Annotated in this window: 15 protein-coding genes; 12 read left to right on the top strand and 3 right to left on the bottom strand. The window is 38.9% G+C overall.

The window, feature by feature from the left end; all coding sequences use genetic code 11:
• The first annotated feature begins 17 nt into the window (after positions 1-17).
• From AB1A03_RS13280 to AB1A03_RS13290, 3 genes are read left to right on the top strand one after another with little or no spacing between them, the layout of a single operon-like run.
• On the top strand, positions 18-617 hold the full coding sequence (locus AB1A03_RS13280) for a penicillin-binding protein activator LpoB (protein WP_354625106.1): 600 nt from the start codon (positions 18-20) through the stop codon (positions 615-617).
• A 52-nt stretch (positions 618-669) separates the two neighbouring features.
• The gene (locus AB1A03_RS13285; protein ID WP_354625107.1) at positions 670-1917 is read left to right on the top strand and encodes a COG3014 family protein; all 1248 of its coding nucleotides are present in this window, start codon (positions 670-672) and stop codon (positions 1915-1917) included.
• Between the two features lie 18 nt (positions 1918-1935).
• Complete coding sequence (locus AB1A03_RS13290) at positions 1936-2931, top strand: LPP20 family lipoprotein (protein WP_354625108.1); 996 nt, start codon at positions 1936-1938, stop codon at positions 2929-2931.
• On the opposite strand, the gene AB1A03_RS13295 is transcribed toward AB1A03_RS13290, so the two are convergent.
• Both AB1A03_RS13295 and AB1A03_RS13300 read right to left on the bottom strand, forming a co-directional pair.
• Positions 2892-3347, bottom strand: coding sequence for a ketopantoate reductase family protein (locus tag AB1A03_RS13295; protein ID WP_354625109.1), 456 nt, complete (start codon positions 3345-3347; stop codon positions 2892-2894). The two genes, AB1A03_RS13290 and AB1A03_RS13295, sit on opposite strands and share 40 nt — an antisense overlap.
• A 90-nt stretch (positions 3348-3437) precedes the next feature.
• Positions 3438-3809, bottom strand: coding sequence for a ketopantoate reductase family protein (locus AB1A03_RS13300; protein WP_354625110.1), 372 nt, complete (start codon positions 3807-3809; stop codon positions 3438-3440).
• Between the two features lie 107 nt (positions 3810-3916).
• Between AB1A03_RS13300 and AB1A03_RS13305 the strand changes: the two genes are divergently transcribed.
• From AB1A03_RS13305 to AB1A03_RS13320, 4 genes are all read left to right on the top strand, one after another.
• A complete protein-coding gene (locus AB1A03_RS13305; RefSeq protein ID WP_354625111.1) occupies positions 3917-4399 on the top strand; it encodes a YajQ family cyclic di-GMP-binding protein in 483 nt (160 codons plus the stop codon).
• A gap of 147 nt (positions 4400-4546) precedes the next feature.
• Positions 4547-5182, top strand: coding sequence for a mechanosensitive ion channel family protein (locus AB1A03_RS13310; RefSeq protein WP_354625112.1), 636 nt, complete (start codon positions 4547-4549; stop codon positions 5180-5182).
• The gene (locus AB1A03_RS13315) at positions 5176-5355 is read left to right on the top strand and encodes a hypothetical protein (protein WP_354625113.1); all 180 of its coding nucleotides are present in this window, start codon (positions 5176-5178) and stop codon (positions 5353-5355) included. Before AB1A03_RS13310 ends, AB1A03_RS13315 begins: the two co-directional genes overlap by 7 nt.
• 131 nt (positions 5356-5486) lie before the next feature.
• Positions 5487-6143 carry a cupin domain-containing protein gene (locus AB1A03_RS13320; RefSeq protein WP_354625114.1) on the top strand — a complete coding sequence of 219 codons (657 nt, stop codon included), beginning with the start codon at positions 5487-5489 and terminating at the stop codon, positions 6141-6143.
• Between the two features lie 45 nt (positions 6144-6188).
• Here AB1A03_RS13320 and ettA read toward each other — a convergent pair whose 3' ends face one another.
• A complete protein-coding gene (ettA, locus tag AB1A03_RS13325; RefSeq protein ID WP_354625115.1) occupies positions 6189-7865 on the bottom strand; it encodes an energy-dependent translational throttle protein EttA in 1677 nt (558 codons plus the stop codon).
• Positions 7866-8111: 246 nt separating this feature from the next.
• Here ettA and AB1A03_RS13330 point away from each other — a divergent pair, with 246 nt between their 5' ends.
• From AB1A03_RS13330 to oppC, 5 genes are all read left to right on the top strand, one after another.
• Positions 8112-9206, top strand: coding sequence for an acyltransferase family protein (locus tag AB1A03_RS13330; protein ID WP_354625116.1), 1095 nt, complete (start codon positions 8112-8114; stop codon positions 9204-9206).
• Positions 9207-9525: 319 nt separating this feature from the next.
• Entirely contained in the window at positions 9526-10791 is a 1266-nt protein-coding gene (gene glyA, locus AB1A03_RS13335; protein ID WP_354625117.1) for a serine hydroxymethyltransferase, read from the top strand.
• Positions 10792-11513: 722 nt separating this feature from the next.
• Positions 11514-13145, top strand: coding sequence for an ABC transporter substrate-binding protein (locus AB1A03_RS13340; protein ID WP_354625118.1), 1632 nt, complete (start codon positions 11514-11516; stop codon positions 13143-13145).
• Between the two features lie 74 nt (positions 13146-13219).
• Positions 13220-14140 carry an oligopeptide ABC transporter permease OppB gene (gene oppB, locus AB1A03_RS13345; RefSeq protein ID WP_354625119.1) on the top strand — a complete coding sequence of 307 codons (921 nt, stop codon included), beginning with the start codon at positions 13220-13222 and terminating at the stop codon, positions 14138-14140.
• 12 nt (positions 14141-14152) lie between these two features.
• On the top strand, positions 14153-15055 hold the full coding sequence (oppC, locus tag AB1A03_RS13350; protein ID WP_354625120.1) for an oligopeptide ABC transporter permease OppC: 903 nt from the start codon (positions 14153-14155) through the stop codon (positions 15053-15055).
• Positions 15056-15062 lie beyond the last annotated feature (7 nt).

A 15062-nucleotide genomic window follows, 5' to 3' on the forward strand; every position in this document is an offset into this window, starting at 1 on the left:
ATTCTTTGGAGTAAAAAATGCAGAGTAAAAAAAATATTTTCTTAGCAGCGTTAGTCGCTATTTTTGTTAGCGCTTGTTCAACATCTGTCGAACGTTTAGATGCCGAGAAAGAGGTTGATTTAAGTGGGGCGTGGAATGATAGCGATTCACAGTTAGTTGCCAAAGAGATGATTGAAGATTCATTATCTCGCGCTTGGTTGAAAAACTTTGTAACAGCAAGTGGTGATCAACCCGTTGTCATCGTCGGTAAGATAAAAAACCTTAGTCATGAGCATATTAACACGAACACTTTTATTGCCAATATGGAGCGTGAGCTCATTAATTCTGGCGAGGTACAGTTTGTTGCGTCTGCAGCCGCACGAAATGAAATTCGTGATGAACGTAGTGATCAAGATCTGCATGCATCGGAAGAAACGCGTAAAGAGATGGGTCAAGAGTATGGCGCTGATTTTATGATGCAAGGGCAAATTAACACGATTATTGATATTGACGGTAAAACACAGGTGCGTTATTACCAAGTTAATTTAGAGTTAATAAGCATCAAAGATAATCGTAAAGTTTGGATTGGTGAGAAAAAAATCAAGAAGTTAATCAAAAATAGTAAATTGCGTGAATAATTTAAGCTTGATGGCGCTATCTATTTTATGACTAAATATGTCGGATTCACGGATGCCTAAAGTGATATTAATTATGCTGTGCATGGCCATGGTAGGTTGTGCGCAGCAACAGCAGCAAGAGAGCTTTCAACTAGCTAATTTACTCTATTCTCAAGAACCACAAACTGTACTTAAACAATTACAAAAGAGTGAGCCAAGCGAACGTAGTTCCGCACAATTCCATCTAAATATTGGCATGGTCTATTTATTAAGCGGTCATTTTCATGATGCGATTGATATATTAACGCTTGCTAAGCGTGAAATGGCGGTTTTAGAAGCAGCATCGGTCAGTGAAAACTTTGCGGCAGCGACTATTAGTGAAACTTTGCGCAACTATAGTGGTTATCCCACTGATAAAGTGATGGTGCATACCATGTTAGCTTTTAGCTACCTATTCAATAATGATATTGATGGGGCGCGTGTCGAGGTACTGCAAGCGGATGTTGCGATGAAGAAGCTGGCTAATCGGCAAGAGTTATTAGGTCAGTTGGCGAGCGCTCACTTGTTGTCTGCGGTTATTTATGAAATGCTCGATGAACAATCAAATGCCTTAATTAGTTATAAATTTGCCGCTGATATTATAAAGCAACGAGGATATGCTTTACCCTTAGGGTTAAAAAAATCACTGTTACGTATGAGCTTTAAAATTGGTGATCAAGCTCAATATAATCAATATCGAAAGCAATTTGCCAATTTAGCACTTCCCACTGAAAATAGTAAAAGTCGCATTTTTGCCTTTTACTTTGATGGTATCGTAAGTCATAAAATACAGAAATCACTGATGGTGCCCGTTGATGATGGGGAGCAAGTTATTCGTATTTCTGTTCCGAGTTATCCGGTAAAAAATTACCCCCTAAAAAGGGCTAATTTAGTTTTAAAAGAGCAGCAAGCAAACACAGAGTTAGTTGAGGATGTCGAAGGTATAGTGAGGGATGATTTGTCCGACGATTATCCTTCTATACTATTAATGACGACGGCGAGGGCGTTGAGTAAGTACAAATTAGTCGATACGAGTAATGATGTAGAACCCTTGTTGGGATTGATTGTTAATATGGCTACACTATTAACAGAGATAGCTGATTTGCGCAGCTGGAATACCTTACCATCAAACATACAATTTACTTATTTAGAGACCAATGAAAATGGGGTATCAGTTCAAAATAATGGTGATGCAATTAAAGTTGTGCCAATCGAAAAAGGTTCTCAAAATATTTTGTTAATTAATGGTTTGTCTAATTCAGTATTTCATTATCAACAGTAGATTTATAAAGAGTATGCTATGTATAAAAAATTATCCCGCACTTTAATTATATTTATTAGCTGTTTGTTTGTTTATGGATGTAGTTTTAATTCAGCCCAACAACGCCCCACATGGATTGATAACGCCAGCCAAGACTATGCTGCTCAAGATTATTTAACGGCTGTAGGGCAATCAGATAAGCGTGATCGTGCGACGCAAAATGCCATTGCTAATCTGGCCGAAATATTTTTAGTTAATGTTAACGCACAAACCAATACATTAACGGAGGCGACTAAACAGCAAAGTGCCTTAGGTGTCAGCATGGAAAGCTCGACTGAGTTACGTCGAAGTATCCAAACCGAGACAGATCAAGTTATCAGTGGTGTTGAGATAAAAGAGACATGGTTAAGCCCAGAGGGCGAATACTATGCTTTAGCTGTGTTAAACAAACGCAAAGCGGCATTAAGTTTAAGCGAATCAATAATGGATTTGGATCAAGCAACGCTAAAGTTGGTGGAGTTTAGCCGTCAGGGCGCCACCAATGAACTCGCCTCTTTAAATGCGCTACGTAAAGCGCGTGATTTACAGTTAACGCGCTCGATGGCTAATTTACAACTTAAACAGGTGGGCGTGTCTGGCATTGAGAGTGATTTTTCTAATAGTAAACTTGAGCAGTTGATCGTCGAAAAATTAGCGGCCATAAAAATAAGTGTACAACTCGACCATGATGGTCATAAAAGAAGCATTCAAGGTGGATTGGCGCAATTAGGCATCACCGTAGTTGAATATGCTGATTTACAGATAAATGCAGATATAGACGTTACTGAACCGACCTTACTTGATGGTTGGTATTGGGTGCGCGGGAGTTATACTTTATCCATTGCAGATAAAGGTGTCATGCTCAGCCATAAACGCTGGCCCGTAAAAGTGTCCGCTAAACAAAAAGAGCTACTTATACCGCGTTTAGAGGATAATATTAATCGCCAACTCTCTAACTATTTAATTGAATTACTTAGTGATTCTCCCTCTTTGTAGAGGCTGTATTGATCGATTTTTTGATGTAGCTTGGCAATTGTTGGCACGTTGATCGCGTGTTTAGCTGCCTTTGCTAATAAATAACCGCTTATATATTCATTTTCTGTTTTGCGTTTAAAATGAATATCACGATTCATGGATGAATAATTTTCTGCTGTCTTGCTTATTACTTGCGTAACAGTCGCAAGCAGCTCTTCTTCTGAAAATGGCATCTTTTCTGCTTTACTGATGAGCACACTCTCTTTGATAATTCGGTTAATTAACGTTGCAAACTCAGGGGCGAGTAGTTGACCATTTTTAACTTGGTAGATTGCAGTTAATGGGTTTATGGCAACATTAATTAACAGTTTTAACCACAATTTTTCATTGATATTATCAACCCAATGGGTCTCATTTAATGCTTTATTTAATGGCAAAATGAGATCTTTAAATGGTATCGCTAAATCATTGTAAGCGCCTAAATAGGTAGGGCCAACTCCCGTTTGTTGTATATTTAAGCTGAGAGTTCAGTAACTCGCATTGGCCGTCGTTGCACAAATAATTGGATTTGTAGGCAACAGTTTGGCGACTTTTTCGGCACACCCCATACCGTTATGCATTAAAATAATGGGTTGTTTGTCGCTAATTAGTGTACGTTGCGTCACTATGGCCTGTTCAACTTGCGTTGCTTTGACGCAAACTAGAATAGGATCGTAATCATTTTTTAATGATGCACTACAGGAAATTGCTACCTCTGTTATTTGTTGCTGTAAATCTTGATAGCAGAGTGCATTACTTTGTGCGGCTCTGCGCATAATTAAATGAACATCTTCACCGATGCGTTTTAAATTGGCAGCCCATAAACAACCTATTGCGCCAGCGCCTATTATTTGCCACATGCTATTTACCTTTAAATACTTACTTTGCCAGATCATAACATAGATGAATCTCTTTTTTTCTGGTAACTTATGCCTCAATTATTAAATTTACTTTATAGGAATACAATATGCCTTCATTTGATATCGTTTCAGAAATAAATATGTCTGAAGTTCAAAATGCCGTTGACAATGCCGGTCGTGAATTAGACACGCGTTTTGACTTTCGTGGTGTAAAAGCGAGCATAACGTTAACAAAAGATGTTGTAAAATTGACCGCTGAGCATGACTCGCAATTACGTCATTTGGCTGATATGTTGCGTACTAACCTTATTAAACGCGGAGTCGATTCTCGTGCCATGAGTTTAGATACAGCCAATGCGAGTGGAAAAACATGGACACAAAATGTAACTTTCGCTCAGGGAATAGACCAACCCACGTCTAAAAAGCTGATCAAACTTATCAAAGATAGTAAAGCGAAAGTACAAGTTGCTGTACAGGGTGAGCAGTTACGTGTGACTGGCAAAAAGCGTGATGATTTACAATCTGTTATGGCACTTGTGAAAGGCGCTGAATTAGATGCCGCTTTCCAGTTTAATAATTTTCGTGATTAATCATTAAAAATGACAGTCGCATTCATTTTAGTGAGTGGTAAGGTTAATTAATTTAATTTATAAATCACAAATATTTTACAAAACAATATAAATGTATTAATTTGTTTTGCATATCCAATTCGGATTTATTTTAGCAAGGAGCAGTATATGGACGTAGAAAGTATAATCAATTTAGGAACAGAAATAGTCTTAGAATATGGCCCTAAAGTAATTGCAGCCATTGTCGTTTGGGTTGTCGGTATGTGGGTGATTAAGCTACTGATTAGTGGTGCAAATAAGGTGATGAACAAGAGTAATCTTGATGTCTCCCTAAAACCTTTTTTAGCTAGCCTTTTTGGCATGACGCTTAAGGTATTATTGGCGATTACCGTGTTAGGCATGCTGGGTATTGAAATGACCTCTTTCATTGCCATTTTAGCAGCTGCTGGTTTAGCCGTGGGCATGGCATTATCGGGTACCTTACAAAATTTTGCTGGTGGCGTGATGATCCTAATCTTTAAACCTTTTAAAGTTGGTGATGTCATTGATGCACAGGGTTATGTGGGGGCGGTTAAAGAGATCCAAATTTTTAATACCATCTTAAAAACCCCTGACAACAAAACCATTATTTTACCAAATGGTGGCTTATCTACGGGATCTATGGTTAATTTTTCAACGGAAGGCCGTCGTCGAGTTGATTGGACTATTGGTGTTGCCTATGGCGATGATTTGGATCAGGCTCGTGCGGTTATCCGTAAATTATGTGATGCCGATGCGCGAATTTTGAAGATCCTGAAGTGGTGATTGTTGTTTCTGCATTAGCTGATAGTTCGGTAAATTTTGCCGTTCGAGCATGGGTTGAATCCAGTGATTATTGGGGCGTTTTCTTTGATATGAATGAAAATGTTTATAAAACCTTTGCCAAAGAAGGTTTACATATTCCATTCCCACAAATGGATGTTCATGTTCATAAGTAAGTTGTTAATAACAAGGCAAAGCATTCGCTTTGCCTTTTAATTTATACCCTACCTGTTTTTTCTACCCACTTCTTTTATTTATACTCGGGGCATTTGACCTTTTTTAGCCAACTATATTTGAGGAAAATTACATGTTGAATATGGATTTTAGCAAACGAATTGTTGTGGATAGTAATCAAATGGAGTGGGTTATTAGCCCATCCCCTAATGTTTTACGTAAGCCGCTAGAAAGAGAAGCAAAAGAATCAGGGCACACAACGAGTATTGTTCGTTATAAAGCGCAATCCTCTTTTAAGGCTCATTTGCATCCAAAGGGTGAAGAAATTTACGTGCTTGAAGGTGTATTTTCCGATGAAAATGGTGACTATCCAAGCGGCTCCTATATCCGTAACCCACCCGGTAGTACCCATACTCCCTTTAGTCGTGAAGGTTGTACGATTTTTGTGAAACTGAATCAATTTTCACCTGAAGACAATCAACAGGTTAATATTGATACCAATAATTCTATGTGGCTAGCGGGGATAGGTGGCCTACAAGTGATGCCATTACATGAATTTGCTCATGAGCATGTTGCGTTAGTTAAGTGGCCTGCTAATGAACGTTTTCAGCCCCATAAACATTTCGGTGGTGAGGAAATATTAGTCTTATCTGGTGTTTTTATCGATGAATTTGGCGAGTGTCCTGCAAATAGTTGGATCCGTTCACCTCACATGAGTGGCCACTGTCCCTTTGTTAAAGAAGAGACCATTATTTTGGTTAAAACGGGCCATTTACCTTTACTACCATGATAAAAAAGCCTCTATCTTAGAGGCTTATCATTTTTATGGTTAAAGTCACGATATACGTTTGTACTTTATTCGATGCGGTTCAATCGCAGCGGCACCATAGGTTTTTTTCAACCACGCTTCATATTCTGTAAAGTTACCTTCATAGAAGTTAATCTGCCCTTCATCACGGTAATCGATGATATGAGTAGAGATTCTATCTAAGAACCAACGGTCATGGGAAATGACCATCACACAACCAGGAAAACCGAGTAGGGCATTTTCTAAAGCGCGTAAAGTTTCTATATCCAGATCATTGGTTGGTTCATCGAGGAGCAGTAGATTACCACCTGATTTTAATAGTTTAGCAAGATGTAAACGGCCGCGTTCACCACCAGAAAGGTCACCCACTATTTTTTGTTGATCGGTACCTTTAAAGTTAAAACGGCCTAGGTATGCGCGACTTGGAATTTCGGTATTACCAATTTGAATAATATCGCTGCCTCCTGATACTTCTTGGAAAACGGTGATTTTATCATCCATGTGATCACGGAACTGATCGACACTGGCAAGTTGTACCGTTTCACCTATTTTGATTTCGCCTGAGTCGGGTTGTTCTGTGCCTGATAGCATTTTAAATAGGGTCGATTTCCCTGCACCATTTGCTCCAATAATCCCAACTATGGCACCCTGTGGAATGCTAAAGCTCAAATCATCAATCAACACACGTCCATCAAATGACTTTTTAAGATGGCTAACATCAACGACTTGTGTGCCTAAACGAGGGCCTGGTGGAATAAATAGCTCATTGGTTTCATTACGTTTTTGGTAATCTTGATTATTAAGTTCTTCAAAGCGAGCCATACGCGCTTTACTTTTCGATTGGCGACCTTTCGCATTAGAGCGCACCCATTCAAGCTCGGTTTCAATTTGACGCTGACGTGCTTTTTCCTGTGCGCCTTCTTGTTTTAACCGTTCATCTTTTTGCTCTAGCCATGATGAGTAGTTACCCTCCCAAGGAATACCGTAGCCACGGTCTAACTCTAAGATCCAACCTGCGACATTATCTAAGAAGTAACGGTCATGGGTAATGGCGACAACGGTGCCTTCGTAATCATGTAGAAAACGTTCTAACCATGCAACGGATTCAGCATCTAAATGGTTGGTTGGTTCATCTAATAATAACATGTCAGGTTTTTCAAGCAGTAGTCGACATAGTGCAACGCGACGACGTTCACCACCCGATAATAGATTTACTTTAGCATCCCAAGGGGGTAAACGTAACGCATCTGCTGCGCGTTCTAATTGGTTATCTAAGTTATGACCATCGTGAACTTCGATAATCGCTTCGAGTTCACCTTGGCGTTTTGCTAATGCATCAAAGTCGGCATCTGCTTCAGCATAGGCGGCATAAACACTATCTAACTCAGTGAGTGCGTTTTTTACTTCGCTAACTGCTTCTTCGATTATTTCGCGCACGTTTTTGTTTAGGTCAAGTACGGGCTCCTGTGGTAAGTAACCAATTTTAGTGCCAGGGAAAGCACGAGCTTCACCATCATACTCTTTATCAACACCAGCCATAATGCGCAAAAGTGTTGATTTACCTGAGCCATTTAAACCCAGTACGCCGATTTTTGCGCCAGGGAAGAAGCTGAGCGATATATCTTTAAGGATGGTACGTTTCGGAGGAACAACTTTACTCACCCGATTCATTGAAAATATGAATTTATCTGGTAATGGTGCCATTTAGGGACCCCTTGTTAGCATATTGAAAATGTAAGAATAATAGGGGAAATATCTAAAAATATAAATAGCTAATCACATGCGAAGTAGGCCGCGTACCGAATTTGCCAAAATTATAATTTTAATCTAAAAAAATATGGGCAAAAATTGTGATGTTATGCGGTTTTTGCTATCTATTTTGATACAAGGCTATCTATGTATGCTTAACTAATGCACAAAACATTTCTTTACTAAACGAATATTTAAGCTGTGGATATTAAATTTACCGAACAACACTCCCTTTTTATTACTTACTCCAAAGCACTTGCCATGATCACCGTGGTGATTGGCCACTATAATTGGATGCCATTGGATATTTATGATCCCTATATTTACCATATGCCGATTTTTTTTATTATCGGTGGCATTGTGATGAAACCGATTCGTGATGTGAAAAAGTGGCTGAAAGACTGTGTTACAAAATATATATTGTATATGGCCATTTGGTATATGGTGATTGGTTTAGTTACTTGGGTTATTAACCATATATTTGCTACAAAAATTGTGCTTCGTTTTTCTGATAGTGGGCAATTTAATCCGTTAGAATTTGCGCTTCAAAGCAATATGCATAATAACAGCTTATTTATGGTGGCTTGGTTTTTGGTTGCATTTTTTCTCATCTCTTCACTCTTTAAGATGCAGATTACTTTGATGCTTTCCTATCTGCAGCCGCGTTTTGTTCCTTTATTGTGTTTAGTTATGGGACTGTTGGTCGGTTATGTTGCAATTGCCGAAGTTGCCCCTCTATTTGATGTGAAAAAATATTGGCCAAACCCGAAAGAGTATTGGTTGATTAATTTTGTTTGTCAGTTAGGTGTTGCTTACATGTATTTGGCTATTGGATATGTAATTCAAAATAACCTTAAGATATTTGCCTCATTTAACATCTTCATTATCTCTGTACTATTGATGTTTACCTTCGTTGGTAATGACTCTTTTCATCGTTTGGGCATGTCTTGGAGTCAATACCCAGATGGTTTTTCTATCCATCTTGTTAGTGCATTACTAGGGTGTTTTAGCTTATTTTCCGTTGCGTATTTTTTAAGCGTATCGGTAAACAATCGAGCTTTAAAAGCGATCGGTTTACATTCCAAAGATATTATGACGATGCATATGTTGGCTTTTGTGATTATTGATCTTTTCATGGTGCAGTTGGGTTACTATGAATACGATAAAATATTGGCATTAGTGCATTACAAGTCAGCATCTATGTGGGCTATTTATATCTGTTTTGGTTTATTTATGCCCATTGCCGTACGTTACTTTATCTCACAACTACAAAAAACGATGCTTGTTAAAATATAACCCTGTCACCTCTAGATGCTTTGCTAGTTAGCGGCTGTAGAACATGGAAATCAGCTCCTAGTATTTTTAAGTATCATGGTTATAAATGGTTAAACTTTATTACTTGTCATTTTATAGAATACGGTAAAAAAGCTGTACGGATTTATTTTAATTAATGATCTTCATTGTTACTTATTTACTATGAATTTTGTTCATCTTAAATCCCAAAAAAATTAATTTTTTTACGCTATGCAAGTGACAAAACTTTGCGTAAAATGAGCTACATCACAGAATCATTTAGATTTTATTAGATACCTACCATTTTTAGCAGGAGATGCGCATGTTTAACCGCGATATGAATATTGCAGATTACGATCCGGAATTATGGAAATCAATGACAGATGAAGTTCAGCGTCAAGAAGAGCATATTGAACTTATTGCATCAGAAAATTACACTAGCCCTCGTGTAATGGAAGCGCAAGGTAGTCAGTTAACTAACAAATATGCAGAAGGTTACCCTGGTAAACGTTACTACGGTGGTTGTGAGTATGTTGATGTAGCTGAGTCATTAGCGATTGAACGTGCTAAATCACTATTTGGTGCCGATTACGCAAACGTGCAACCTCATGCCGGTTCACAAGCTAACTCTGCAGTTTACCAAGCACTTTGTGCACCCGGTGATACTGTTTTAGGGATGAGTCTTGCGCACGGTGGTCATTTAACACACGGTGCATCTGTTAGTTTTTCTGGTAAAATTTACAACGCAATTCAATATGGCATTAATCCTGAGTCAGGTTTAATTGATTATGCTGAAGTGGAAGCATTAGCGGTTGAACATAAACCTAAAATGATTGTCGCTGGTTTTTCTGCATACTCGGGTATTATTGATTGGTCTAAATTCCGTGAAATTGCCGATAAAGTAGGTGCTTACCTATTTGTAGATATGGCACACGTAGCAGGTTTAGTGGCTGCGGGTCTTTATCCTAACCCGGTTCCTTTTGCTGATGTTGTAACGACAACAACCCATAAAACATTGGGCGGTCCTCGTGGTGGTTTAATTCTTGCCAAAGCAAACGAAGAGATTGAGAAAAAACTTAACTCGGCAGTATTCCCGGGTGGTCAAGGTGGCCCATTAATGCATGTTATCGCAGCTAAAGCGGTTGCATTCAAAGAGTGTGCAGAGCCTGAGTTTAAAGTTTATCAACAAGCCGTGTTAGATAATGCAAAAGCGATGGTAAAAGTATTCCAAGAGCGCGGTTATAAAATAGTCTCTAACGGAACTGAAAACCACTTGTTCCTAGTGGATTTAATCAGCCAAGATATTACAGGTAAAGAAGCGGATGCCGCATTAGGACTTGCTCATATCACGGTAAATAAAAACTCAGTACCTAACGATCCTCGCTCGCCATTTGTAACTTCTGGGTTACGTATTGGTACACCTGCATTCACGCGTCGCGGTGCAACACCTGTGGATGCAACTGAATTGGCTGGGTGGATCTGTGATATTCTTGATGCGATTAAAGACGAAGAGAAATTAGCAGCCGCTATTGAGAGTGTGAAAGTGAAAGTTGCCACGTTCTGTAAAGCAAACCCTGTCTATGGCTAATTAAGCTTGCATTTATTTGCGTAAATATCGATTGCCGTTTATGAAAGTAAGCGGCATTTTTTTATCCTTTTTCTTATCTCATAAAGGTACCTGACATCCAATACTGGATGCGCTTTTTGTATCAGCATTGTAGCTCGGCTCAACTCATACCAACTCCGGTAAGTATGTGATCTAAATTTTGCGTAGGAAAAACAGCTTAATTCAAGGCGTAATTTGACGTAAATGGTATCAACTCCTCTTATTTATACCAATCCGCATAAGTATTTGATTTATCTTGTTGGTTAAAATAATCGTAATAGCTAGTTATTACTTCTTATCATTAAGTGCAGAAGTGCATAAATTGAATATGCTCTCCACTCTCGATTCTCACTTTGTTATTAGCTTTTAGCTTGCTTTAACGTGTTTCCTCGGCTACAAATTGAACATAAAAATGAAGGAAAAGTAAGTTAATGGCTTTTTTTTTATCATTCCTGCATTTTTAATCGCATTTTATTGATCTTAAATTATGTTGTACAAATATAAAATGCTATGTTGCTGTCGCATCGATTTCAAATATGCAGTAGTTATGCAGTGAATATGCAGCTGAAAGTGGTTCCTTATGCGTTTTTTGTGCATATTTATGCTTTCGGTTGGTTTTCTGATTTCAGGTTTTTATCAGTAAAAACTGTATCAAAAGAAGTTTGACTACTTTATGGAAGATAAACAAACAATGGAGTTTACACATGTATAAGAATAAAATAACTCAATCCCTACTTTTAGCTGCCGGACTTTCTTTGGCTGCAACCTCTATCACAACCTTTGCCGCAAATGTTCCTGCTGGTGTCAAGCTTGCCGCTAAACAAGAACTTGTGCGTGGTAATGGCACTGAAGTCGCTTCGATTGATCCACATAAAACAGAGGGGGTACCTGAATCTCATGTAATTCGTGATTTATTAGAAGGTTTAGTTAACCAAGATGCTGATGGTAATACAATTCCTGGCGTAGCGGAGCGCTGGGAAAACATTGACAATAAAACATTTACTTTTTATTTACGTAAAGAGGCTAAATGGTCAAATGGCGATCCTGTCACTGCGCATGATTTTGTTTATAGCTTTCAACGAGCCGTTGACCCGACAACTGCATCACCTTATGCATGGTATCTTGAAATGACCACCATGACCAATGCTGCAGATATCATCACAGGTAAAAAGGATAAGTCTACTCTCGGTGTTAAAGCCATTGATGATTATACTTTACAGGTTGAGTTAGACAATGCGGTACCCTATTTTGTTATGATGATGGGCCATACCACCATGAAACCTGTCCATAAAGCGACCGTTGAAAAATTCGCCGATAAATGGACGAAAGCTGAAAACTTTGTTGGTAATGGCGCCTTTGTGGTTAGCAATTGGGTTGTTAATGAACGCATTGAAATGACGCCGAATAAAAACTACTGGGACAATGCAAAAACAGTATTAACCAAAGTGACATTCTTGCCTATTGAAGATCAAGTGGCTGAGATGAATCGCTTCCTTTCTGGTGAAATTGACCTTACCTATGAAATTCCAAATGAGCACTTTAAACGTTTGCAAAAAGAACATGCCGAGTCGCTAGCCATTAAAGGTAATCTGTGTACTTATTATTATAACTTTAATACTCATAAAGCACCTTTTGATGATCTACGTGTACGTAAGGCTATCTCCTACGCTATTGACCGTGATATCGTCGCTAATGCAATACTTGGCCAAGGACAAAAACCAGCTTACTTTTTAACACCTGAAATCATTGCTAACTTTGCGCCTCAATTACCACCTTATGGTAAATTAACGCAAAAAGAACGTATTGCAGAAGCGAAAAAATTGTTAGCTGAAGCGGGCTACAATAAAGAGAATCCTCTTAAATTCTCATTGTTATACAATACCAGTGAAAACCATAAAAAACTCGCCGTTGCGATTGCATCAATGTGGAAGAAAACATTGGGTGTTGAAGTGACACTAGAAAATCAAGAGTGGAAAACCTACCTAGAAACCAAAAAACAAGGTAACTTCGAAGCTGCTCGTGCTGGTTGGTGTGGTGATTACAATGAGCCATCAACCTTTACCTCATTAATGGAAGGCAGTAATACTACAGGTGGTATTCATTATAAAAGTGCTGAATATGATGAACTAATCAAACGTGGTATTGAAACAACCTCCGATGCTGAGCGTGAACAACTATACTACGCACAGGAAGCTTTACTTGCTAAAGACATGCCGATTGCACCAATTTATCAATATGTTACAACTCGTTTAGTCAACCCTCATGTGGGCGGCTATGCGGTTAATAATGCAGAAGATAAACTTTATTCAAAAGATATGTATATTATTGCGAAATAATATCTTTTGTATCGGAATACAAAGAGGCTATAGCAGCCTCTTTTTTGTTTAACTTAGCTAAAATTGAGTGAATTATGTTTAAATTCATCATGAAGAGGGTGATTGAAGCAATACCTACAATGCTGATATTAATCACTGTCTCTTTTTTCTTAATGCGATTTGCACCAGGTAGCCCATTTTCCAGTGAACGCACCTTACCGCCACAAGTCATGCAAAATATTAATGCAAAATATGGTCTTGATAAACCAGTTATGGAGCAATATGCCTCCTATTTAACGAATGTGATGCAAGGTGATTTAGGTCCTTCATTTAAATATAAAGACTTTACCGTTAATGAGTTGGTCAGCGCTGCTTTACCTGTTTCGGCGACCATTGGCTCTATTGCCTTTATTTTTGCCCTCTTTTTTGGTGTTTTGGTCGGCACTGTTGCGGCGCTGCGGCAAAATACTTGGTTAGATTACACAGTGATGTCAACGGCCATGCTCGGCATCGTTATGCCATCCTTTGTACTAGCACCCGTGCTTATTTATATATTTGCTATCAATTTAGGCTGGTTTCCTGCCGGGGGGTGGCTTGATGGATCTTCACAATATATTGTGCTGCCTGTTTTAGGGATGGCGATGATGTATGTGGCCACTTTTGCACGTATTACGCGCGGTAGTATGATTGAAATTTTAAATAGTAATTTTATTCGTACCGCGAGAGCGAAGGGGTTGAGTTTCTCCTATATTGTTTTGAAACACGCATTGAAACCAGCAATGTTACCCGTTGTCTCTTATATGGGGCCTGCATTTGTCGGTATCATTACTGGATCCGTTGTTATCGAAACTATTTTTGGTTTACCGGGCATTGGTAAGTTGTTTGTTAATGCCGCTTTTAACCGTGATTATTCCTTAGTAATGGGCGTTACCATATTAATTGGTTTTCTGTTCATTATCTTCAATGCGATCGTTGATATTTTACTTGCTTTTGTCGATCCAAAAATTCGCTATTAAGGGACTAATCTTATGTTAAACACAAAAAAAAATAGCGCCACAGTGGAAAGTTTAGCTGAAAATTTAGAGATTGAAGGGCGCAGTCTTTGGCAGGATGCGCGAATACGTTTTATGCGCAATAAAGCGGCGATGGTGAGTCTATTCATTTTAGTTGCGATTACTGTATCTGTTATTTTTGTACCGATGTTTGCAGAGTTTGCCTATGATGACACCGATTGGTATGCCATGCATGAAGGCCCCTCCAGTGTGCACTGGTTTGGCACAGATAGCCTTGGGCGAGATTTATTGGTGCGTACTTTTATTGGTGGTCGAATCTCATTAATGGTTGGTGTTTTAGGGGCATTTGTCGCGGTCATTATTGGTACTGTTTATGGTGCTACTTCTGGTTTCATTGGTGGTAAAGTCGATAGAGCGATGATGCGTATTCTGGAAATACTTTACTCTATTCCCTTTATGTTTTTGGTGATTGTATTAGTCACCTTTTTTGGCCGTCATATTATTCTTATTTTTGTTGCGATTGGTGCTATTGCTTGGCTAGACATGGCGCGCATTGTACGTGGGCAAACATTGAGTCTACGTGGCAAGGAGTTTATAGAAGCTGCACAAGTCTGTGGTGTCAGTAAATGGAATATTATCAGACGCCATATTATCCCCAATGTATTGGGTATCGTTGCTGTCTATTCCACGTTGTTAGTGCCGAGCATGATCCTAACGGAATCTTTTCTCAGTTTCTTAGGGCTCGGAGTACAAGAGCCGATGACAAGCTGGGGCGCTTTATTGCAAGAGGGGGCACAAACCATGGAAGTGGCTATTTGGCAGATCTCTTTTCCTGCCGCGTTTATGGTGATCACGCTCTTCTGCTTTAACTATATCGGTGATGGTTTACGCGATGCGTTAGATCCAAAAGACAGATAAAAGAATT

The sequence above is a fragment of the Psychromonas sp. MME2 genome, assembly GCF_040566515.1.
Lineage (GTDB): Bacteria > Pseudomonadota > Gammaproteobacteria > Enterobacterales > Psychromonadaceae > Psychromonas.

Coding starts and splice junctions, on each gene's coding strand:
- AB1A03_RS13280 (WP_354625106.1), top strand. CDS start 18: ATGCAGAGTAAAAAAAATATTTTCTTAGCAGCGTTAGTCGCTATTTTT.
- AB1A03_RS13290 (WP_354625108.1), top strand. CDS start 1,936: ATGTATAAAAAATTATCCCGCACTTTAATTATATTTATTAGCTGTTTG.
- AB1A03_RS13320 (WP_354625114.1), top strand. CDS start 5,487: ATGTTGAATATGGATTTTAGCAAACGAATTGTTGTGGATAGTAATCAA.
- ettA (WP_354625115.1), bottom strand. CDS start 7,865: ATGGCACCATTACCAGATAAATTCATATTTTCAATGAATCGGGTGAGT.
- AB1A03_RS13310 (WP_354625112.1), top strand. CDS start 4,547: ATGGACGTAGAAAGTATAATCAATTTAGGAACAGAAATAGTCTTAGAA.
- AB1A03_RS13300 (WP_354625110.1), bottom strand. CDS start 3,809: ATGTGGCAAATAATAGGCGCTGGCGCAATAGGTTGTTTATGGGCTGCC.
- AB1A03_RS13305 (WP_354625111.1), top strand. CDS start 3,917: ATGCCTTCATTTGATATCGTTTCAGAAATAAATATGTCTGAAGTTCAA.
- AB1A03_RS13340 (WP_354625118.1), top strand. CDS start 11,514: ATGTATAAGAATAAAATAACTCAATCCCTACTTTTAGCTGCCGGACTT.
- oppB (WP_354625119.1), top strand. CDS start 13,220: ATGTTTAAATTCATCATGAAGAGGGTGATTGAAGCAATACCTACAATG.
- AB1A03_RS13285 (WP_354625107.1), top strand. CDS start 670: ATGCCTAAAGTGATATTAATTATGCTGTGCATGGCCATGGTAGGTTGT.
- oppC (WP_354625120.1), top strand. CDS start 14,153: ATGTTAAACACAAAAAAAAATAGCGCCACAGTGGAAAGTTTAGCTGAA.
- glyA (WP_354625117.1), top strand. CDS start 9,526: ATGTTTAACCGCGATATGAATATTGCAGATTACGATCCGGAATTATGG.